Source organism: Myxococcus sp. RHSTA-1-4 (assembly GCF_020037125.1).
In the GTDB taxonomy this organism is placed as follows: domain Bacteria; phylum Myxococcota; class Myxococcia; order Myxococcales; family Myxococcaceae; genus Myxococcus.
The window spans coordinates 81133-102283 of sequence record NZ_JAIQDG010000012.1 but is presented as its reverse complement, the minus strand read 5'-3'; the positions used below and the strand labels follow the sequence as shown (position 1 = coordinate 102283).

Sequence of the window (21151 nt, the reverse complement as noted above, 5' to 3'; positions counted from 1 at the left end):
CGGAGGCCGGAGGGCCGCCGCCTTGTTCCGGGATGCCACCGCCAGGCCAGCCGCTGGCATCCACGGAGTCACTGACTCAATGCATCATCATGCCGCCGAGCATTGCGTCATGCAGTGAACGCTTTATTACTGGGAGTACTGGCTGTAATCAACATTAAAATTTCGGCCCTCAGACAACGAGGGCCGGCGGGGTGGGCTGCTTTTGAAGGTTGGGCGGATTTTTCTCGTGGAGAGTTGTCTTTCTGGGAGGTGCCGCCCAGGCGCCTGTCATACGGGCTCGATGAAGTTCAGGCGGTAGCCGTCCGGGTCGGTGACAATGATTTCCCGGGTGTGCCATGGCTGGAGGGTGGGGCCTTCCACCAGGGCCCCGTGGGCCTGGGCACGCTTCAGCACCGCGTCCACGCCCCCCGCGTCCGTGACGCGCAGGCCCACCAGCACGCCCAGCCCCCGCCGTCCCTCCACCTTGAGTTGGGGCGGAGGCGTGACGAGGTACACGTCCATGGCGCCGGCCCAGCTGAGGTGGACGAAGGGGGGCTCGGTCTGCTTCCGCTCGAAGCCGAGCGCCTCGTAGAACGCCACGGAGCGCGAGACGTCCTGGATGAGCAGCTTGACGAAGGGCGTCGTCATCGGAGCAACCCCTCGGCCTTCATGGCCGCCTGGACGCTCGGCCGTTCCAGGATTCGTGCCTGGAACGCGCGCAGGGCGGGAAAGGGCTCCAGGTCGACCTTGAGGTAGCCGCACCAGCTCAGCACGGTGAAGAGGTAGACGTCGGCGACGGTGAACCGCTCGCCCATGACGTACGGGCTCTTCTCGAGGGTGGGCTCCAGGACGCGGAAGCGCTGGGCGAGCCGCTCGCGCGTGATTCGCTTGCCTTCCTCGGGGTAGGCCGCGTTGACGAGGGATGCGAAGGGCTTGTGCAGCTCCGAGCAGATGAAGTTGAGCTTCTCCTGGAGGCGGTAGCGCTCCAGGGTTCCATGGGCCGGGGCCAGCCCGCTGTCCGGGAGCTTGTCCGCGATGAACTGGAGGATGACGGGTCCCTCCATCAGATGGCTCCCGTCATCGAGCTGCAGGACGGGGACATAGCCGTGCGGGTTGATGGACTGGAAGTCCGCGCCAGTCTCCGTCTTCTGGGTCCGGAGGCTGACGCGCTCGAGCTGGAAGGGCAGGCCGGCTTCGCGCAGCGCGATGTGCGGCGAAAGCGAGCCGGTTCCCGGCGTGTAGAAGAGCTTCATGTGCGTGGAGTCCTCATGTCTTGAAAGAGGGGCGCGGATTCCTGCACGGCTCCCCGCCGCCGCGCCACGGAATCCCGGCGTCAGCGGCTGGCCGGCGGTGCCCGGCCGGCTGCTCCCGGCCCGCCCGCGGCATGCCGTGGCCCCCAGGGTCAGCCCGGCCCCGATGACCCGGGCCTGCTCCGGGTGATAGGTGTTCGTCGAGGTCGGCGCCGCCCCGGGGAGTCCGCCGAGCTTCATGACTTGCAGAGCCAGCCCGGCCCCGCGGGCACTCGGAAATACACCGGGCCCACGGGCCCGGCTCGGAAGGACGTTATGCGCTTCAATCGGTTTGTGGTGCTGCCCCTCGCGGTGCTCGCGCTGGGCGTGATGCCCGCCTGCTCGGGTGACGACGGCGACGACGACAACAACCCCGACTCGGGCACGTCCGCGGATGCGGGCACGGACGCGGGCACCGGCGGGCAGCAGGACTCGGGCACCGTCGTGTTCCCCGACGCGGGGACGGACCCGGGCACCAGCCCGGCCGGCACGTGCCCGGCCAATGCCATCATCTGCGAGACCTTCGACAAGGGCCTCAACGGATGGGAGCCCAGCACGGAGCACGCCACCATCCAGGCGGCCAACGGCATGCTGCGCGTCGTTACCGAGGACGGCCACAACGAGGACACGACATTTGGCACCCAGGCCATCGCGCGCTGGGCGAGGCCCATGCCCGCCTTCCAGACGCAGCTCTGGGTTCGCGCGCACGTGTACATGGACTCCCTGCCCAAGGTCTTCGGGCAGATGGGGACGTTCTTCGTGGTCTGGAACCTGGAAGACAGCGACTTCGGCGGCATCGAGCTGCAGGCGATTTCGGACCGGGGCTTCGCGCTGGACAACTGGACCGGACGCGGCACGGGCTGGAACCGTCAGGACCTCCCCATCAACGTGGGCCTGAACGCGCGCCGCTGGATGTGCCTGGAATGGGAGATTCGCCGCGACACCGCGTCGAGCTCCCTGGGCATCGCGCGGGCCTATGTGGATGGCGCCCTGGCCTATGAGTTCACCGACGTCGGCATGCGGGGCTTCAAGAACTTCTCCGTGGGCTACGGCTTCGTCCACCCGAAGGGCCAGTCCGGCTCCGAGACGTTCTACGACAACGTCGTGGTGAGCAGCACCGCGCGCATCGGCTGCCAGTAGTCCCGCCGCACCCGCCGGGAGCGCGGTGGGCCACGGCCCTCGCGCCCCGGCGTGCTCCGTGCCCGGGCGCTGGACGCGCTCCCCGGTGTCCTCGGGCTTTCCGCGAATATTTCGGCTGTGGGGACGCGGATTTAACTCGGTTTAATTCAACCGCCGCCCCCGCCCGCGTGAAAACTCCTGTGAACGTTTCACGAGGGGGAAGCACATGGCGGGACCCATCAAGAGCAATCAGCCTTTCACCTACATCCCGAAGCCGGCCAGCGGCACCCAGGCCAGCAAGCCGCAGGCTCCGGCCCCGGCGCCGGCCGTCCTCCCGAAGCCGGCGGCGACGGGCCAGGGTGGCACGGCCAGCGCCTTCACCGACGGGTTCGGTGGCGGCACGCGGACCAGCTCGCTGCGCAACCCCCTGTTCCCACAGGACAACGGCGCCGTGTTCCTCCAGGGCGGCACCCCGCCTCCCGTCACGCCGACGCCGGAGGAGCCGGACGACGGCCCCATCTCCCTGGACGCGGGTGTCAGCGGCTCCGTCACCGTGGGCCCCAATGGCGTCTCGGCGCAGGCGGGCGCCGAGCTGGGTGTGTCCGTGGAGGGTGGCCCCTTCTCGCTGACGGTGGGCGCCTACACCGAGGTGGGGGCGAGCCGGACGACCGAAGGCGACATGACCACCTTCAACGTGGAGGCGGAGGTGGGCGTCAAGGGGGAGGCGGGCGTGGAGGCGGGCATCGTCTCCGGCAACGTCAACGGCTCCGCGGGCGTGCGCGCCAGCTACGAGGTGACGATGCCCACCTCGGCCGCCGAGGGCATCACCTCGCCCGAGCAGGCCGCCCAGCTGCTCAACCCGTTCGAGCCGGAGAACCTCCCGGTGGGCACCACCATCACCCTGCACGGTGAGTCCTTCGTGCAGACGGGGATGTCGGTGACGTTCCAGAACATCGCCCGCGTCTTCGACCTGTCGGTGAGCGACAGCGTGGAGCGCGCGCAGGGCATGTCCATCGCCGTCAACAAGGTGGACGAGAACACGGTCCGCGTCACCATCGGCCCCACGGAGATGGTGTCGCGCACCGGCAGCGTCGGCCTCGCGGTGGGCGGCGTGGGGGTGGAGCTGGCCTCCACGGGCACGGTGAACCAGCAGACCGCGCGGCAGGTGGACTTCGACATCTCCACCCCCGAGGGACGCGCCGCGTATGACCACTTCATGGCCACCGGCGAGCTGCCCGGCAACGACCCCGCCAACGGCACCTCCAACGCGGCCACGGTGCAGGTCATCTCCGGCGAGGCCACCCAGGAGCTGACGCTGGGCATCTCCTTCGGCGAGAGCAGCCTGGCCAGCGACGAGTACGTCTTCACCACCTACGACGACGGCCGCCAGGAGTTCGCGTACACGGGCACCCTGGGCCCGGTGACGTTCCAGGTGAGCGGCGATGTGAATGACCCGAGCACCCACACGTACCAGGCCACGCTCACGGACGTGAATGCCGGCTCCGTGGACGGCCTGTCGCAGCTCTACCCGAACACGGGCACGGGCGGCACGGTGACGATGTCCTTCACGGCGGAGGAGGCGGCGCAGATGCAGCAGCTCGCCAAGGACTGGGTCCAGGCCCATGAGGAGGGCCGCCCGGGCTACGCGGACCCGCCGCCGGAATGGGTGATGAACGTGGCCAACGCGGAGTCGCCGGAGGCGGCCATCTCCTGGCTGATGACGCCGACCATGAACAACGACTCCACCACGGTGGTGGACCGGGTGAACCAGCTCGGCATCTTCCAGCTCAACAACGGTGGCGGTGAGATGCCGGGCACCGTCATCGCCCAGTAGGAGGAGTCCGGGCGGCCCTGGGAAGGGGGACTCCAGGGCCCCGGGCGGGGGGGGCTGGCGCGGTTTTCAGCGGCCCAGCCGCGCCAGCTTCTCCTTCACGGCGCCCGCGGCGGGCCCGTCCGGCAGCAGCGCCAGGTAGCGCCCGTAGGCCTTCGCCGCGTCCGGGCCCCGGCCCAGCTTGTCGTACGCGTCGCCCAGGTTGAGGTACGCCACGGCGCGCTGCGGGTCCAGCGCCAGCGTCTTCTCCAGCCACTTCACGGCCTCCGCGTACTCGCCGCGGCGGAAGTGGACGAAGCCCACGTTGTTGGTGGCCTGCGCGTCCGTGGGGTCCAGGCGCGCGGCGGCCTGGAACTCGGCCAGGGCCTCCGCGTAGCGCTTCTCGCGGTAGAGCGTCATGCCGCGGTCTCCATGGCGGCGGGCCTGCTCGGCGGGCGTGGCGGGCGGCACCGGCGCGGCGGCGGCCACGGTGCCGGCGTCCTGCAAGCGGGAGAGCTGGTTCTTCGCCTCCGCCAGCTCTCGCGCCAGGGCCTCGTTGCGCGCCGTCTTCTCGGCGATTTCCCGGCGCACGCGCTCCAGCTCGGCGTTGAGGCGGATGGCCTCGGTGTCGAGCTGCTCGGAGCTCTCGCTGAGGAACTCGCCCTCGTGGTTCAGCTCGAGGACGAACTCGCCGCCCTCGCTGCCGGGCATGCTGCCGAAGGCGGGCGTCTGCCGGGACAGCGAGGACACGGTGGGGCCCACGTAGGCGGCCAGCTCGGACGCGGTGACGTAGCCGTCGGTGTTGAGGTCCGCCTGTCCCTCCAGCCCTTGCAGCAGCGTCCACGTGAAGATGGAGTGGCCATTGGGGCCCTGGTCCGCCACCTGCTCGTCGGCGCCGCCCGCGGTGAGCACCTGACGCACGCTCCGGCGCGTCACCTCCTGGAGGTACTTGCGTACGTCCGCGCCCGCCGGGGCCCCGCCGCGCGTCAGCGCCAGCCCGCTGTAGCAGGCGTCCATGACGAAGAAGACGTGCTTGGCGGCCATGGCCTCGCTGATGTCCTGGAAGTTGGTCATCGAGATGGCCGTGCTCTGGTAGTTGGACGTGTCCGCGTCCACCGGGACGATGTAGCCCAGGCTCTTGCCGTTGGGCAGGCGGCGGGTGATGCCGTGGCCCGCGAAGAAGACGAAGACGCGGTCCTCGCGCTGCACCTTCGACGGGTCCGCGAGTGAATCACCCAGCACGGAGAGGATGCGCTCGCGCGTGGCCTGCTCGTCCAGCAGCACCGTGACGTTCTCCGGCTTGAAGCGGTACTTGCGCACCAGCAAGTCACGCACGCCCTGCGCGTCGTTCACCGCGTAGGAGAGCTTCGGCCACTTCTGGTACGCGTTGATGCCGATGACCACCGCATGGCTCTCGCGGTAGAGGGCCGCGGGCGCGGGGGCCGCGGGCGTGCCGCCGTCCGCGTCACCGCCGAGCACCGTGGCGCCGTCCCATAGGACGAAGCGGTAGCCGCGCGTCTGGAGCGTCTCCAGGATGAGCGGGAGCGCCTCCGCCGTCTGGGCGTGCACGTCGTGCAGGAGGATGACGCCCCGGCCGTTGGCCTCCACCTGCTGCACCACGCGGTTGGCGATGGAGGTGGGCAGCGGGTCACTCCAGTCGAGCGAGTCCACGTTCCACAGGTAGGCCTTGAGCTGCCGGGCCGCGAGCGCCGCGCTCACCTTCTCGTTGCGCGCGCCGTAGGGCGGGCGGAAGAGGGAGATGCGGCTGTTCGTCACCGACTCGATGATGCGCTTCGACTCGTCGATTTCCTTGGTGAGCCGCTCGTCGCTGAGCTTGGGCAGGAAGGCGTGCGTCAGCGAGTGGTTGGCGAGCAGGTGCCCCGCCTGGAGGATGCGCTCGGAGTACGCGCCCGCCTCCGTGCGGTGGAGCGCCGTGCCCGCGTCGGCGGTGCCCTTCGCGGGCAGGGCGACGTTCTGCCCCACCTCGAAGAAGATGGACTTCACGCCGAACTTCTCCAGCGTGGCGAGGATGGAGGGCGTGTGGCGCGGGTGCGGGCCGTCGTCGAAGGTGAGGACGAGCGTCTTCGGCGGCAGGGTGTTGCCGGTGATGATGGCCGGGTCCTCCTTGCGAGGCCCCTTGCCGCGCAGCCCCTCGCCCAGCGGGCGCAGCGTGTCGTCGAAGGACTGGAGGATGGATTCGCGGGTGAAGCGGCCCTTGAGGAAGGCGAGGTAGGCCTCCCAGGCCTCGCGGCGCACCGGCATTCCGCGCGTGTCGAAGCGGCCGAAGACGGCCTGGAGCTCCTTCTCGTAGAGCGCCTGGATGGCCTGCAGCGCGCGCTGGTCCTCCTCGGCGCGGGCCCGCAGCGACGCCTTCCACGCGGGAGCGGGCTCCAGGGACGTGAGGGCGTCGCGCAGGTCCGCCAGCGTGTCCCGGAAGGCGAGCTTGTCCGCGTCGTGCAGCTCGGCGTCCTTCTCCAGCCAGTCCAGGAACGTGGTGACGGAGGTGGGGGCCGTGGGCGAGCCCGAGGCGGCGGTCAGCGCGGCATGGAGCCCCTCGCCGAGGGACTCCAGCGCGTGCCGGTTCTCTTCGAAGAGCATGCGGCCGACGATGGCCACGCGCTCGCGGGTCTCCGCGTCGAGGGTGGCCTCGTCCGCGGCGAGGACGATGTTCTGCCGGTAGCGGGTGACGATGCCCGTCAGCGCCTCGCGGCCGAGCGCGCCGTCTTCCCCGTGCGCCGGCGCGGCGGTGGCGGGGCCCGCGTCGGGAGCCGCGAGCGCGGTGGCGGCGGGCTCCTGCTTCGACGCCGTGGCGGGCTCTTGTTTCGCTGCGGGGGCGGGCGACGTGCCCTTGCAGGCGACGACGAGCACGGCGGTGAGCCACGGCAGGGCGCGGCGCCAGGGCTTCCGGCGCGCGGCGGGAGACGACACGGGGTGGAGCGGGACGGGAGTCTGGCGGGCGCCAGCGAAGTTCGGGGTGCTCATGCGTGGGCGGGTCCGCGCGGAGCATGCCTGCTGGGGCGCGGGGACGCCACCCGTTGGCCCGTATCATTATATGCGGGCCATGCGGTGCTCCCCGCCTCGCGGGGGCGGGTGCGGTGATAGACGTGGAGGGCAAGGGCCGCACGGCAAGGGAGGCACCATGGCTGGGAAGGAACACCGCTACGCCGTCACCGTGGAGTGGACCGGGAACCGGGGCGAGGGCACCTCGAGCTACAAGCGCTATGAGCGTGCGCACGAGCTGAGGGCCGAGGGCAAGCCCACGATTCCGGGCTCGTCCGACCCGGCCTTCCGGGGAGACCCGGCGCGCTGGAACCCCGAGGAGCTGCTCGTGGCTTCGCTGTCCGCGTGTCACAAGCTCTGGTACCTGCACCTGTGCGCCACCGCCGGCGTGGTGGTGACGGACTACGTCGACGACGCCGAGGGCGTCATGGCCGAGGAGGCGGACGGCGGCGGCCGCTTCGTCCGCGTGGTGCTGCGGCCGCGAGTCACCATCACCGCCGGCTCGGACCGGGACAAGGCGCAGGCGCTCCACCATGAGGCCCACGCCCTGTGCTTCATCGCGCGCTCGGTCAGCTTCCCCGTCACCCACGAGCCCACGACGCTCGTCGCGGCCGCGCGCGCGTAGCGCCGGGCTTCAGACGCGGGGTTCGAGGACGGACAGCGCCGGCAGGAGCACCGCGGGCGTCACGGTGGGCTGCGGCATGACCAGGGTGGGGTAGGTGTCCACGGGCGCGGCGCACCCCACCACGAACTCCGCGGCCTCGCGCAGCTTCATCAGCGCGAACTCCGTACAGTGGATGGTGATGATGGGGAGGAAGCCCGGCTCACTCATCCACTTCACCGCGTCCGACAGGTGGTGGGCGCTCAGGAACCGCAGCACGGCGTCCCGAAGCGTCCGGCTCTCCTCCACCGTCGATGCGAGGAGGTTGCTCCGGTCACGCTGGGGCGAAGGGACATACGGCTCCGACTCTTCGCGCGGCATGATGATGGTCTCGATCCACATCGGAGCGCCTCCGGACGGGTGGCTCGGCGGTGGAGAGGACCGCGTGGGGGCGCGGGCCGTGGGGCCGTCGAGCAGTACCTGCATGATGCGCGATTCGGGCTCGGACGGTTTCACTTCCGGCGCCAATTCCTTCCTGGAAAGCGTCAGCATGTAAGAAACTGGAGTGTGTGAGTTGCGCACCCCGTTGCCACTGCGCACACCCGTGCAGGTGGGCCCTGGGGGCCTGGCCCCGCATGTATACGGGAGCCGACACCGGAGCCTGACGCGAGGGGGCCCTTCCAACCCTACAATGGGTCCACCAATGCACACGTCGTCTCGTCAGGGGCTGGGGCCGCCCGCTGTCTTCGTCGGGCGCTCCGAGGAGGTGCAGCGCCTGGGCGGCATGTTGCGGCGCGTGCGCACCGGCGTCGTCTACGGCCTGCCCGGCGTGGGCAAGTCCGCGCTGGTGGCGGCGGTGGCCGCGCGCTACCGGGGGCCCGTCGTGCACCGCCGCGTCCGGCCCGGGGACACGCTGGATACCGTGGTGGACGACGTGCGCCGCCTGCTGCGCGAGGCGCCCGTGGCCCAGGCCCTGTCGGATGCGTCGCGCCTGGAGGACCTGGCGCGCGAGCTGGAGGCGCGCCGCGCGCTGTGCGTCCTGGATGATGTGCACGGGCTGAAGCCCGAGGAGCGCGCCGCGCTGCTGGAGGAGCTGGGCGGGCGGCTGCGGCAGGGCGCGCTGCTGGCCACCTCGCGCGAGGCGGTGCCCCGGCACGCCACCAGCCCGGACCGCTTCGAGCTGCGGCTGGACGGCCTGCCCGAGCCCGCGGCGCGCGCGCTGTGGGAGCAGCTCGATTCCCTGTACGGGCACCGCGAGGGCTTCGGCGCGGCGTGGGCCCGCTCACGGGGACTGCCCTTCCTCCTGCGCCGCGCCCATGCCGGCGACGTGGGAGATGAGGAGCCGGTGCGCGCGGCCCTGGAGGCCCTGCCCGGGGACGAGCGGCGGCTGGCCGCGGTGCTGGCGCTCAGCGAGGTGCCGCTGCCGGCGCGGGCGCTCCAGCACGTGCTGCCCGGGGGCGAGGCCGGCGAGGCGCTGCGGCGGCTGTCCGCGAGGTTGCTGGTGGAGACGGACGCGCAGGGCCGTCACGGCGTCCATGACCTGGTGCGCGAGGCGCTCGGGGCGCTGCTGGGCCCGGAGGAGGCGCGCTCCGCGCACGAGGCACTCCTGGAGCTGCTCTCCCGAGAGCCGCTGCCGGCGGTGGTGCGGGTGCGCGCGATGTGCCGGCACCTCCAGGCGCTCGGCCGTCACCGGGAGCGCGCGGCCTTCATCATCGAGCAGGCGGAGCCGCTGGTGCGCCACGGCGCCGCCGCGGAGCTGCTGTCGCTGCTGGGCTCGCTGCCTCCGGAGCTGCGCACGGCCGAGGTGCGGCTGGCCCGCGCGCGGGCGCTGGTGCGGCTGCTGGATTTGCGCCGCGCCCACGCGGAGCTGCTGGAGCTGCGCGCCGCGCTGGACGCGCCGGGCGAGGCGGCACTGGAGGGCGTGAACACGGTGCTGGTGCGCGTGGCCCTCTTCTCCCTGGAGCTGGACACCTGTGAGCGGGCGCTCGGCTCCATGCCCATGCCGGGCAACCCGGAGGACCTCCTCCAGCAGCTCCTGGCCTGGGCGGCGCTCCGCTTCTTCCAGGGCCGGCTGGACGAGTCGCTGGACATGCTGAACACCGCGGCGGCGGGGACGGAGGACCGGCACGTGCTGGGCTGGTTCGCCTACTCGCGCGCGCTGATGCTCTGGATTGACGGCCGCGACGGCGAGCTGGCGGAGCCGGTGGACCGGTGCATGTCGCTGCTGGAGGACGCGCCGCTCGACTCGCGCGGGCCGCTGGTGACGGCCATGTCCGCCGGCATCCTCAGCCGGCTGGGGCGCTTCGCGGAGGCCGAGGCCGCCATGGCGAGCGCGCGCGAGCGGCTCGAGCGGCTGGGGGCGCCCCGGCTGGCGCTGGAGCTGGACTGCATCGCCGCGTGGATGCGCGCGGAGCAGGGCGAGCGCCGGGCCGCGCTCGCGCTGCTGCGGCAGACGGAGGCCCGGGCCGAGCAGGCGGGCTACCTCTTCATCCGCTACCTCTCGCGCGTGGGCGCGGGGCGCATGTTGCTGGAGCTGGGGCGGCGCGCGGAGGGCCTGGCGCTGCTGGACGCGGTGGAGGCCGACGTCGTCTCCCGCGGCGCGCGGGGGCTGGCCCGGGCCGTGGAGGTGGCCCGCGCCATGGACGTGCCGGGGCAGCTGGAGCGGCCCGCCACGGTGGAGCCTCGCGAGGTGCGCCCGGGCGTGGCCGCCCGCCAGCGCGCCCTGGCCGCCCTCCACGCCGCGAAGCACGGCGACAGCGTGCGCGCGGTGGGGCTGCTCGCCTCACTGGAGCCGCTGGCGCGGGGAGAGGACTTCGCGCTGGAGCGCGCGCTGGGCCACCTGGCACGGGCCCAGGTGCACCGGCTGGCCGGGCGGGCCATGGACGCCCAGGCCTCGCTGGAGGACGCCGCGCGCGCCGCCGCCGAGGGCGAGGTGGACCCGGAGCTGATTCCGGAGCTGGCCCGCGCGCTGGCCCCGCGGGCCGCGGAGCCCGAAGCCCCGGAGGCTCCCGCCGGAGCGGCGGAGGGGGTGGTGCTGGATGCGCGGCAGCACGAGCTGCGCGCCGGGGGGCGCACCGTCTCCCTGGCGAAGCGGGTGCTCCCGCGCCGGCTGCTGTACGCGCTGGCCCGTCAGCCGGGGCGCACGCTGCCGAAGGAGGCGTGCGTGCGCGCCATGTGGGACGCCGACTATGACCCGCGGCTGCACGACAACGCGCTGCGCGTCCACGTGCGCTACGTGCGGGAGCTGCTGGAGGGCACCGGCACGCGGGTGGTGTTCGAGGACCCCGGCTACCGGCTGGAGGTGTCGGAGGGCTTCGCCTTCCATGACGGGCCCGGCGCCTGAGCGCGCGGCCGCTACAGCGGCAGCTCCACCACGAAGGCCGCGCCGCCACCCGGTGCTTCCTCCACCCGGATGTGGCCGCCGTGCGCCTCGACAATCTGCCGCACGATGTAGAGCCCCAGCCCCAGGCCGCCCTTGTGCGGGGCGTTGTGGCCCTGCGAGAAGCGCTCGAAGATGTGCTCGCGCTCCTTCTCGGGCACGCCCGGTCCGCTGTCGGCCACCCTCAGCCGGGTGAGGCCCCCGTGCCGGGTCAGCGACACGCGCACCGGGCTGCCCGCGCCGTAGCGCAGGGCATTGGACAGCAGGTTGCTCACCACCTGCTCCATGCGCAGCAGGTCGAAGCGGCCTGGCACCGGCCCGTCCACCCGCGCGCTCAGCACCACGCCCGCCTGCCGCGCCTCGTCCGTGAAGCGCGCGACGAGCTCGGACACCACCGCCGCCAGGTCGCCGTCGGCGTACTGGAAGTCCAGCTTGCCCCGCTGGATGCGGCTGACGTCCAGCAGGTTGTCCACCAGCGCCCCCAGCCTGCGGAGCTGGCGCTCGGTGGTGTCCAGCTTCGCCACCACCTTCGGCGAGCCGAGCGGCTCCCCCGCGCCGGTCTCCGCCATGCGCCGCAGGAGCTGGAGCTGCAGGCGCAGCGAGGTGAGCGGCGTGCGCAGCTCATGGCTGGCCAGTGAGAGGAAGTCGTCGCGCGTGCGCACCGCCTGCTGGAGCGCGGCCTCCGTCTCCTTCAGCGCGGTGACGTCGAGGATGGCCCCGCGCACCACCACCACGTTGCCCGCCGCGTCGCGCAGCACCTTCGCCCGGCTGATGAGCCAGTGCCACGAGCCGTCCGGCCAGTGGACGCGGAAGGTGGAGGCATAGGAATCCACCTCGCCGGAGAAGATGGCGGCGACCTGGGCCTCCACCCCGGGCCGGTCCTCCGGATGGATGGAGGCGAGGAAACGCTCGTGCGTCCACTCCTCCAGGGGCTGCGCGTAGCCGTAGAGCCGGTCATGTCCCTCGGAGCGGAACACCTGGCCGGTGGCGAGGTTCGTCTCCCAGACGGCCATCTGCGCGGAGTCCAGCGCCACCTGGAAGCGCTCGCCGAGCTGGCGGAAGCGCTCCTCGGTGCGGGACACCGCGTGCTCGGCATGCTGGCGCTGGGTGATGTCGGCCGCCAGCACCCAGGTCTCATCCCCCACGGCGCGGACCTTCACCTCCAGCCAGAGGCGCGACGGCAGCTCCGCCAGGAAGCGCCCTCCCTCGCGCAGGGTGAGCGCGGCCATCAGCCGCTCATGCAGCACGGTGCCCGCCAGCTCGGGCCAGGCCCGCCACGGCTCCCGTCCCAGGAGGCGTTCGGCGGGCTGGCCCAGCAGGGCGGCGGCGTGGGTGTTCAATTCGCGGATGCACCCGTGGGCGTCCAGCGTGAAGAAGGCCTCGTCCATCATCTCCCGCAGCACGTACAGCCGTGCCTCGGGGGAAAGGCCCGCCTCGTCGGCGGCCGCGGCGGGCAGGGGAGCCGGCTCGGAGCAGGCGCGCGGATTCCTGGCCGCGCGCGAGGTCTCTCCATCGTCCGAGGTGGTCCAGCCCTCTGCCATCTTTGTCCTACCCTGCCTCGGGGAGACGTCCACGCGTCAGCATGGCCGCCGGCCTGGTCTCCGACGCTCCCGCCACCGGGTCCCCCCTGGCAACAACGGGCGGACGCGCCGGGTCAATCCCCGGCGGTCAGCGCGGCCGGGTCCACCACGGGGTCCGGCATCGCCCAGAGGGCCGTGGGCTGGAGGTACGCCTGGTCGAAGGCGTGGAGGATTCCCGTCCAGCGGTCCCAGAAGACGGCCCAGTTGTACTCGGTGGGCGGCGAGGTGAACGGATTGCCGTCCCGGTCCGGCTGGCCGTACGCGTAGTCGGCGTAGTTCCACTCCATCGTCCCGAACCGCGTGCGCAGCAGCGGGGTGATGGCCTGCAGCAGCTTGGGGCGGGACACCTCGTCCGGCGCGCGGGAGGCGGGCATGAAGACGGGCTGGGCCATGTCGTGCTGCTCGCGCCAGGCGACGTAGTTGTTGCCCATGGCGATGAGCGCGTCGCGCGCGGCGGGCGTGGGCGCGAGGCGGGCCTCCTCGTACACGGCGAAGGCCGCCACCAGCAGGCTCTTCCAGTTCATGCCCGGCAGGAGCAGGTCCAGCTCGTACGGGCGCGGCGAGTCATACGCATGGGCGAGCGCGAAGTCGTAGGCCTGGCGCGCCTCGGCGGCGGACGCGCCCGGCAGCACGAACTCCGTCAGCACGCGCTCCGGCGTCACCGCACCGGCGCCCTGGCGCCAGTCGAGGTAGAGGCGCCCCGCGGCGCCGACGTCCGTGAAGATGGCCAGGTTGCCCTCGTGCAGCGTGCGCTCCAGCGTCACCACCACGCGCTCCGCCTTGTCGAGCGGGAAGAAGGCGGGGGCGCTCCAGTAGAGCGAGGCCAGGCGCGACGCCGTGGTGAGCAGCGTGCGCGGGTCCGCGAGCGCCTCGGCATTCAGGGAGGAGGTGAGCGAGCCGAGCGAGGCGGCCGCGTCGAAGGGCAGGCCCTGCAGCACCAGCTCCAGGCCGAGCTGTTCTCCCGAGACGAGGGCCTGGCCGGTGAGGCCCACCCGCTCCAGGGCCTGCAGCACCGAGAAGGTGGTACGCCCGCGGGCGGCGTCGATGACGCTCCGGGCGATGGCCGTGCCGAGCATGCCCTCGCCTCCGGTGCGGGAGGCGTGCGGCGCGAAGACGTACCAGTTGGGACGGACGCTGCTGATGCCGCCGGGCTCGAGCTCCGGGTCCAGCACGGCGCCCATCTCATAGGCGAGCTGGATGTAGCCCTCGGTGATGCGGCGGTTGTCCTCCAGCGGCGTGGCCGCGCGGGACGGCTGCGCCAGCAGCACGGAGGCCAGGAGCAGGGTGGGGCAAAGACAGGACAGACGCGAGAGGTTGAACGATGGCATGGGACGTGAGGACTACAACGGGGAGTGTCGGCGCGGTAGTCATTGTTCAAAATATCCCAGGGCCTCCCGTGCGTGTCCGGCGCACATCCCCAGCGGAACTTCATCCAAACCCTGTCACCGCGCGCGGCTGTTCGTCGCGAGACGGGACATGTGTCGCCCATGGATGGATGTCCCGGCCCGCGGTCCCGGTAGGCACCCGGAAAGCGTGAAGACGGGGTATTTCCTTCAAGGGGCCTCACCCTGTGCTGCCCACCTTCGCCCGCCCCTCCGGACGTGGCGAGCGCCTCGTCCGGTGTCGTCCCAGACCCTGACGAGGAAGAACACATGACCCCCACTCGGAATGAACACGGGCATCGTCGCGGCGCCAGGCCGCGAGCGGGACTGTGCCTGGCGGTGCTGTTGTTGCTCGGGGCCGGCTGTGCCCCCGCGGAGGAGTCTCCGGAGCTGCCTCCGCCCGGGCTGTCGCCGCGAACGTCGGCCACGGCCCAGGCGCTGGAGAGCGATAATGGCCTCTCCGTGAATGGGCTGTCGTTCAACGGGCTGTCGTTCAATGGCTTGTCGTTCAACGGCCTGTCCTTCAATGGCCTGTCGACCAGCGCCTTCGCGTCCTGGTTCGACCAGGAGCCGGCGCTGGCCGACATGGTGATGCGCTACCTCATCCACTGCGCCGTGCCGGCCGGAGAAATGCGCACGTACACGGAGCCGCGGACGGGGCAGCAGTACACCTGGACCGGCGGGCTGGGGCTGGCCCCGGACTGGGCCGGTGGCGCGCCGGCCACCGTGCGCGAGCAGCAGGTGGTGTCCGCGTGTCTGGCGGCACATGCCAACAAGTATGGCAAGCACGTGCCCATCTCCGTGCTGGGCCGCCGGGCGGATGGCCGGGCCATCTCCACCACCGAGGACGAGCTGAAGCAGTACAAGTGGCGGGAGTCCTGCTTCTTCGGAAACCTCTTCAGCGGCGAGGGCCTCTTCGTGGGCCGTGACAAGGGCCGGCTCAGGTCTCGCGAGAGCTCCTCGCGGGCCTGCTCGGTGATGGCCAGCCGGGGGGACGATGAAGACGAGGAAGCCGATGGGCTCGATGATTCCAGCGCGGTGGGCTCGGCCGAGGAGCTGGAGCTGAACCGCCGCCGCTGCGCGCCGCTCGTCTACATCGGCCGGTGCGCGCTCCACTGCGTCATGGATGAGTCGAAGTTGTTCTACACGTCCTGCACGTACAACGGCGTGACGTACCAACCGCTCACCACGCGGCTGGACAAGCGGACCTTCTACAAGTGCGGGGACGGCATCTGCCAGCCCACCGAGGCTTGCGGGGAGCGGAACGACCATCTCTCCTGCAAGGACGACTGCGGCACCTGCGGCTGAGCCCGTCCCGGGCACCGTCACAGGTGCCGCGCGGCGAGCTCCGCCCACAGCGCGTCGGGCGCGGTGAACACGGCCCTGGCGGTGCCCTCCACGCCCCACCAGGCGCCGCGGGTCAGCTCCTCCTCGAGCTGCCCCGGCGCCCAGGACGCCACGCCGGTGAAGGTGAGCGCGGAGCCGCCGGGCGCTCCGTCCTCGCGTGTGCCCTCGTACCAGGAGAGCCCCTGGAGGACGCCGGTGCCGCGCGCCCCGTCCTCGAGGACCAGGGTGACCCGGTAGTCGGCATGGACCGGTCCACCCCAGCGGTCCACGCCGGCTGGCAGCGGCCCGCCGCCGGGCGGCCTCGGGCGGTTGAGCACGAGCCCCCACGTGCGCGTCCCGTCCGCCTCCAGCAGCAGCACCACCGTCTTGTCGAAGGTGTGGCCCACCCCGCCGGGCCGCGCCACCAGCAGGACTCCGGGCGCCGGCGCGCGGGGGACCGCCTCAGCGGACTCGAGCGCGTCGATGACACGGGGGAGGACTCCGAGCATCAGCAGCGCGCTGGCGAGCAGCAGGGCCACCGGAGGCCGCTGTGAGAAACCCTTCACCCGGCCCACGATAGAACGGCCGGGCGCGGCTCAGGGACAGGGGCAGTCCAGTCCGCAGCTGTCGTACCGGTTCGAGGTGCCGCACCGCTCGGTGGCCTGGCACTTGCCGTCTCCGCACTTGTTGACGTCCCCCGTGCGCAGCCGCGTGGTGAGGGGGCGGTGCCAGGTGACGCCGTTGTACGTGCAGGACGTGTAGAAGTTCCCGGTGGCATCGAGCTGGCAGAGGGAGTCGCAGGAGGCCGTGTACATCAGGGGCGCGCAGGGCGCCTTGGCCTCGGTGCCCTCGTAGAGCAGGGCGCCACAGGCCCGGGAGGTGCTCTCACTGGGCCCCAGGGGCTCCCGGTCGGCGCCCACGAAGAGGCCCTGGCCGGTGAAGAGGTTTCCGAAGAAGCAGGACTCCCTGCGCGAGTGCGAGGTCAGCTCCTCCGCGGTGTACGAGAGGGGCGTGCCCGCCGCGTTCCGGCCCAGGACGGAGATGGACACGGTCTGCCCGAGCCGGTTGGCGTGCGCCGCCAGGCACGAGGACACCACCTGCTGCTCGAGCTCGGTGGCGATGGCGCCCGAGGCCCACGACGGGGCCAGCCCCAGCCCGCCGGCCCAGGTGTACTGCTGCCCCGTGGAAGGGGAGACGTACGAGCGCGTCTCTCCCGCGGGCGCGGCGCAGCGGACCACATAGCGCATCACCGCGTCCGCCAGCGCGGGGTCCGCCTGGAACCACGTGTTGAAGGCGCTCGTGGACATGCCGTTGAACGAAAGGCCGTTGAAGGACAGCCCGTTGAACGAAAGGCCATTGAAGGACAGTCCATTGAAGGACAGGCCATTGTCCGACTCCTCCGCCTGCTCCTGTTGCCCGAGCGGCGGGGGAACCGGCGTGTCCTCCACCGGCCCGCAGGCGGTGATGAGGCACGACGCGGCGACGGCCACGAACGCGGCGGCAAGTCCATGGCACTTCTGCTCCAACAGTCTCGTTTTCATCGGCTCCTCGACATCCAGGCGTCAGCGGGCGGCGCGCGTTGGGCGACGTCCGTGAAGGCCACGCGAGGAGCACGGGCACGGTGACGGTGGCCCTTCGAGGGAACGTTGCATCGCGCTGGCCTCCACGGAAGTGGACGCCGGTGTGGGGCCCATCGCCCCCGGACATCGGGGCCATGAGGGCAAAGACGGGGGTGTGTGCGTCCGTCACGCATTGGATGTCCATGTGGCGAGGTGACGCGTGACTCACGGTATTGGAACGTGGGCGCGGTGCGCCTGCCCTCATGGGACAGATGCTGCGTGACGTGGTGGACGCTGTTCCGGGAATCCGTTGTTTGCCGGATGCTGGCCACGTCAGCGCCATACGCTCGCCGGCGTCCAAGATGGGCGGAGTCACAACCGCGTGGTGAAATTTATCCAGCAGACGGGCGCGTGAGTGCGGGGCGGGCAAGGCGCCGCGTGAATGGCTCGGGGGCTCCGACTGGCACAGCGGGAGCGGGCGATGGGAGATGTCTCCAGAAAGTTGCTGCTTGCGCCGGCGGGCAACCTGCGAGCCCTGCCCGGACACGAGCCGGCATCCGCGGAGGGCACGTCACCGTCCGTGCCGCCGACGGGGACGGTGGCGCTGGTCTTCACGGACGTACAGGGCTCCACGCGGCTGTGGGAGCGGTGTGGCCCGAGCATGCGCGCCGCGCTGGAGGTGCATGACCGCGTGCTGCGCTCGTTGCTGGCGGACGGCAACGGCTACGAGGTGAAGACGCAGGGCGACTCCTTCATGGTGGCCTTCCCCTCCGTGCTGGAGGCGCTGCGCTGGTGCCTGGACGCGCAGGAGGCGCTGCTTCGCGCACCCTGGCCGGCGGACCTGCTGGCACAGCCGGAGGCGGCGGAGGAGCACGGCCCCCAGGGGCCGCTGCACCGGGGGCTGCGCGTGCGCATGGGCGTCCACGTGGGCGAGCCCGAGTGCCGTGTGGACGAGCGGACGGGACGGGCGGACTACCTGGGCCGCATGGTGAACGTGGCGGCGCGGGTGACGTCGGCGGGACATGGCGGGCAGGTGCTGGTGAGCGGCGTGGCCTGGGCGCAGGCCGCGCCGGCGCTGGAGTCGCTGGGCCGGCCCGCGGTGCGCCCGCTGGGGACGTTCCGCCTGAAGGGCATCGACGACGCGGTGGCGCTGGTGGAGGTGCTGCCGGCGTCCCTGGCGGAGCGGCGCTTCGGCGCGCCGCGCGCGCCCCGGGACAGGCAGGGCAACGTACCGGTGGCGCGCGAGGGGCTGGTGGGGCGGAGCGTGGAGCTGGGCTCGCTGCGGCGCTGGCTGGCGGAAGGCGTCCGGCTCATCACCGTGCTGGGGCCGGGCGGCATGGGCAAGACGCGGCTGGCCACGCACTTCGGCGCGCTGGAGCTGGAGTCGGGCGCGTGGGAGGGCGGCGTCTGGCTGTGCGAGCTGGCGGAGGCGCAGACGGCGGACGCGCTCTGCCACGCGGTGGGGCAGGCGCTGGGCGTGGCCCTGCGGCGGGACGGCGACCCCACCGAGCCGGTGGAGCGGCTGGGCCGCGCGCTGGGCGACTGTGGCGACGTGCTGGTCATCCTCGACAACCTGGAGCAGGTGGTGCGGCACGTGCCGGCCACGCTGGGAAGGTGGCTGGCGCTGGCCCCGCGCGCCCGCTTCATCACCACCTCGCGTGAGGCGCTGCGCCTGCCCGGGGAGCGCCTGCTGGACTTGACGCCGCTGGGGGTGCCGGAGGCGGGGGCGGCGCGGCTGGAGGACATCGGCCGCGCGGACGCGGTGCGCCTGTTCGTGCAGCGGGCGCGCGAGGCGCGGGGGGACTTCGAGCTGACGGCGGAGGAGGCGCCCCGGGTGGCGGACATCGTGCGCCAGCTCGACGGAATCGCCCTGGCCCTGGAGCTGGCGGCGGCGCGGATGAACGTGCTGAGCGTGAGCCAGCTCCAGGAGCGGCTCCCGCGCCGCTTCGAGCTGCTGCGGGGAGGACGGCGGGATGCCAGCTCACGGCAGGCCACGCTGCGTGGCGCCATCGACTGGTCCTGGAACCTGCTGGAGCCGGCGGAGCAGTCCGCGCTGGCGCAGTGCTCGGTGTTCCGGGGCGGCTTCACGCTGGAGGCGGCGGAGGCGGTGCTGGCGCTCCCGCCGGACGGGCCGGACGTGCTGGACGTGCTCCAGTCGCTGCGCTCCAAGTCGCTGCTGCGCGTGCTGGAGATGGAGGGGCCCGGCGGGGAGCCGCGGCTGGGACAGTACGAGAGCATCCGCCAGTACGCCGCCGCGAGGCTGCCGGAGGTGGGGGGCGCCCGCTCGCTGGAGGAGCGGCACGCGGGCTGGTACCTGACGCTGGCGCGCGGCCTGCGCGGGCGGGTGCGCGGCTTCGGCGCGGCGGAGGCGCTGCGGCGGCTCGCGCTGGAGCGGGAGAACCTCCTGGCGGCGTGTGACAACGCGCTCGCGGTGATGCCTCCCACGGCCGCCTCGGTGGAGCGGGCGCTGGAGGCGCTGGTGGCGCTGGAGCCGGAGGTCGTCACGCGCGGGCCGGTGAGCCTGTTGCTGGCGCGGCTGGACACGGCGGTGGTGGCGGCCGGCGCGGTGGCGGTGTCGCCGCGGCTGCTGGCCGAGGCGCTGGCGGTACGGGGCCGGGTGCTGCTGGAGGCGGGGCACCTGGAAGCGGCGCGGCGGGATTTGGAGGAGGCGCGCTCCGCGCTGCGGGGGCTGGGGGCGGTGGCGGGGGAGAAGCGCGTGCTGGTGGACCTGTCCATCGTCGCCCGTCACGAGGGCGAGCTCGGGCGGGCCTCGGCGCTGGTGCGGGAGGCGGGGCGGCTGCCGTCGGGGGAGGAGCGCTGGCTGGAGGCCTACGCGGTGGGCAACCTGGGGCTGGTGGAGCAGGCGCGGTGCGGCGCGGAGGCGGCCATTCCCCACCTGCGTGCCGCGCAGGCGCTGTTCCGGGAGGTGGGGGACGTCACGTTCGAGGTGGGCTTCCTCACCAACTGCGCGGTGGCCATCGGTGAGGCGGGGCGCACACGGGAGGCGCTGGGGCTGCTGGAGGAGGCCATGACTCGCGCGGCCAGCGAGGGAGACAGGGCGGGGCACGCGCTGGCGCGCCTCAACCTGGGCTGCTTCCTGCTGGAGGAGGGCCGGGCGAAGGAGGCGCGCGAGCACCTGCTGGCGGCGGGGCGCATGGGGCGGCAGCTCGGGCAGCGGTTGCTGGAGGGCACGGCGATGGGGGAGCTGGGCCGCGCGGAGCTGGCGCTGGGGGCCATGGAGGAGGCGTGGGCGCGGCTGTCGGAGGCCGTGTCCGGGCTGGGGCGGGTGTCGCGCGCCCAGGCGCTGCGCTTCGCCGTGCACCGCGCCGCGGTGGAGGCCTTCCTGGGCGACCCGTCGGCGGCGGAGGCGAGCTTCGTGGTGCTGGAGGGCGCGCCCGAGTTCCGGGACGACCCGGTGCTGCGTGAGCTGGTCTCGCTGCTACGCGGGGCGGTGGACGTGGCGGATGCCCGGAGCCTGCCTGGTGATGACCCGCGGGTACGGCAGGCCCGCGAGTCGGTGTGGCGGCGGCTGGAGCGGGCGCGCGGCGCTCCGGCGGAGGCGGCGTCGTCCGACCTGCGTGGGGCGCTGCGCTTCCTGGAGGACGCGCTCGCGCGGATGTGACGGTGGCGCGTCACGGGCTCGGGCCGCACCCGAGCCGGGCCGGTGGGCGGGCCGTGAGTGCACGCGGCGGGGCTGCCTCAGAAGCAGGTGCCGGAGTAGTAGTCGTAGTACGCGGTCGTCGTGCCCCACCGGAACCAGGCGCCGCACGAGCAGCCCCTGCCTCCGACGACGTTCAGCTTGGCCGGGTCGCTGTAGTACGTGTACTCGTAGTCCAGGCCCGTGCAGTCCGGCAGCGCGTCCTCGCGCGAGGTGAGGTCGGCCGGCTCACTCGCCTCCACGCCAGCACCTCCACATCCCGCCATCAGCATTCCGGCAGCCAGCAGCGCGCTTGCGACGAAGTTCCTTGCCTGCATGTGAGCCTCCCAGACCGAGCCACGGGGTTGACTGCATTCCCAGGATACCGAGTTCAGGTAGGGGCGGCGCGCCGGGCGGGGACGGGCACGGGCCCGAGGTGGAAGGCCTTCCACGGCTCTGTTCACCAGTTGACGATGCCGGACCTCCGACA

General features: G+C 72.4%; 15 protein-coding genes. 6 read left to right on the top strand and 9 right to left on the bottom strand.

Features of this window, described 5'->3' with window-relative positions; translation table 11 throughout:
- Nucleotides 1–267: 267 nt before the first annotated feature.
- The gene (locus tag K8638_RS18210; protein WP_223755811.1) at nt 268–627 is read right to left on the bottom strand and encodes a VOC family protein; all 360 of its coding nucleotides are present in this window, start codon (nt 625–627) and stop codon (nt 268–270) included.
- On the bottom strand, nt 624–1232 hold the full coding sequence (gstA, locus tag K8638_RS18205; protein WP_223755810.1) for a glutathione transferase GstA: 609 nt from the start codon (nt 1230–1232) through the stop codon (nt 624–626). The genes K8638_RS18210 and gstA overlap by 4 nt, the downstream gene beginning before the upstream one ends.
- Nucleotides 1233–1544: 312 nt before the next feature.
- Here gstA and K8638_RS18200 point away from each other — a divergent pair, with 312 nt between their 5' ends.
- The gene (locus K8638_RS18200; RefSeq protein WP_223755809.1) at nt 1545–2408 is read left to right on the top strand and encodes a hypothetical protein; all 864 of its coding nucleotides are present in this window, start codon (nt 1545–1547) and stop codon (nt 2406–2408) included.
- Between the two features lie 205 nt (nt 2409–2613).
- Nucleotides 2614–4221 carry a hypothetical protein gene (locus tag K8638_RS18195; RefSeq protein WP_223755808.1) on the top strand — a complete coding sequence of 536 codons (1608 nt, stop codon included), beginning with the start codon at nt 2614–2616 and terminating at the stop codon, nt 4219–4221.
- A 66-nt stretch (nt 4222–4287) separates the two neighbouring features.
- Here the strand turns inward: K8638_RS18195 and K8638_RS18190 are convergent, their stop codons facing one another.
- Nucleotides 4288–7179, bottom strand: a complete 2892-nt coding sequence (locus K8638_RS18190; RefSeq protein WP_223755807.1) for a polysaccharide deacetylase family protein — start codon at nt 7177–7179, stop codon at nt 4288–4290.
- A gap of 157 nt (nt 7180–7336) precedes the next feature.
- On the opposite strand from K8638_RS18190, the gene K8638_RS18185 reads away from it, so the two are divergent.
- Nucleotides 7337–7822, top strand: a complete 486-nt coding sequence (locus K8638_RS18185) for an OsmC family protein (RefSeq protein ID WP_223755806.1) — start codon at nt 7337–7339, stop codon at nt 7820–7822.
- Between the two features lie 9 nt (nt 7823–7831).
- Here K8638_RS18185 and K8638_RS18180 read toward each other — a convergent pair whose 3' ends face one another.
- On the bottom strand, nt 7832–8200 hold the full coding sequence (locus tag K8638_RS18180) for a hypothetical protein (protein ID WP_223755805.1): 369 nt from the start codon (nt 8198–8200) through the stop codon (nt 7832–7834).
- 301 nt (nt 8201–8501) lie between these two features.
- On the opposite strand from K8638_RS18180, the gene K8638_RS44895 reads away from it, so the two are divergent.
- Nucleotides 8502–11141 carry an AAA family ATPase gene (locus tag K8638_RS44895; RefSeq protein ID WP_305071172.1) on the top strand — a complete coding sequence of 880 codons (2640 nt, stop codon included), beginning with the start codon at nt 8502–8504 and terminating at the stop codon, nt 11139–11141.
- Between the two features lie 11 nt (nt 11142–11152).
- On the opposite strand, the gene K8638_RS18165 is transcribed toward K8638_RS44895, so the two are convergent.
- Together K8638_RS18165 and K8638_RS18160 are read right to left on the bottom strand one after the other, a co-directional pair.
- Nucleotides 11153–12718 carry a PAS domain-containing sensor histidine kinase gene (locus tag K8638_RS18165; RefSeq protein ID WP_223755804.1) on the bottom strand — a complete coding sequence of 522 codons (1566 nt, stop codon included), beginning with the start codon at nt 12716–12718 and terminating at the stop codon, nt 11153–11155.
- A 113-nt stretch (nt 12719–12831) separates the two neighbouring features.
- The gene (locus K8638_RS18160; protein WP_223755803.1) at nt 12832–14085 is read right to left on the bottom strand and encodes a hypothetical protein; all 1254 of its coding nucleotides are present in this window, start codon (nt 14083–14085) and stop codon (nt 12832–12834) included.
- 324 nt (nt 14086–14409) lie between these two features.
- On the opposite strand from K8638_RS18160, the gene K8638_RS18155 reads away from it, so the two are divergent.
- Nucleotides 14410–15447, top strand: a complete 1038-nt coding sequence (locus K8638_RS18155; RefSeq protein ID WP_223755802.1) for a hypothetical protein — start codon at nt 14410–14412, stop codon at nt 15445–15447.
- Nucleotides 15448–15464: 17 nt separating this feature from the next.
- Here the strand turns inward: K8638_RS18155 and K8638_RS18150 are convergent, their stop codons facing one another.
- Nucleotides 15465–16031, bottom strand: coding sequence for a YqgE/AlgH family protein (locus K8638_RS18150; RefSeq protein ID WP_223755801.1), 567 nt, complete (start codon nt 16029–16031; stop codon nt 15465–15467).
- A 30-nt stretch (nt 16032–16061) separates the two neighbouring features.
- Entirely contained in the window at nt 16062–17006 is a 945-nt protein-coding gene (locus K8638_RS18145) for a hypothetical protein (RefSeq protein ID WP_223755800.1), read from the bottom strand.
- Between the two features lie 499 nt (nt 17007–17505).
- Between K8638_RS18145 and K8638_RS18140 the strand changes: the two genes are divergently transcribed.
- Nucleotides 17506–20646: an adenylate/guanylate cyclase domain-containing protein gene (locus K8638_RS18140; protein WP_223755799.1), complete on the top strand. Its 3141-nt coding sequence runs from the start codon at nt 17506–17508 to the stop codon at nt 20644–20646.
- A gap of 77 nt (nt 20647–20723) precedes the next feature.
- On the opposite strand, the gene K8638_RS18135 is transcribed toward K8638_RS18140, so the two are convergent.
- Nucleotides 20724–20999: a DUF6289 family protein gene (locus K8638_RS18135; RefSeq protein ID WP_223755798.1), complete on the bottom strand. Its 276-nt coding sequence runs from the start codon at nt 20997–20999 to the stop codon at nt 20724–20726.
- Nucleotides 21000–21151 lie beyond the last annotated feature (152 nt).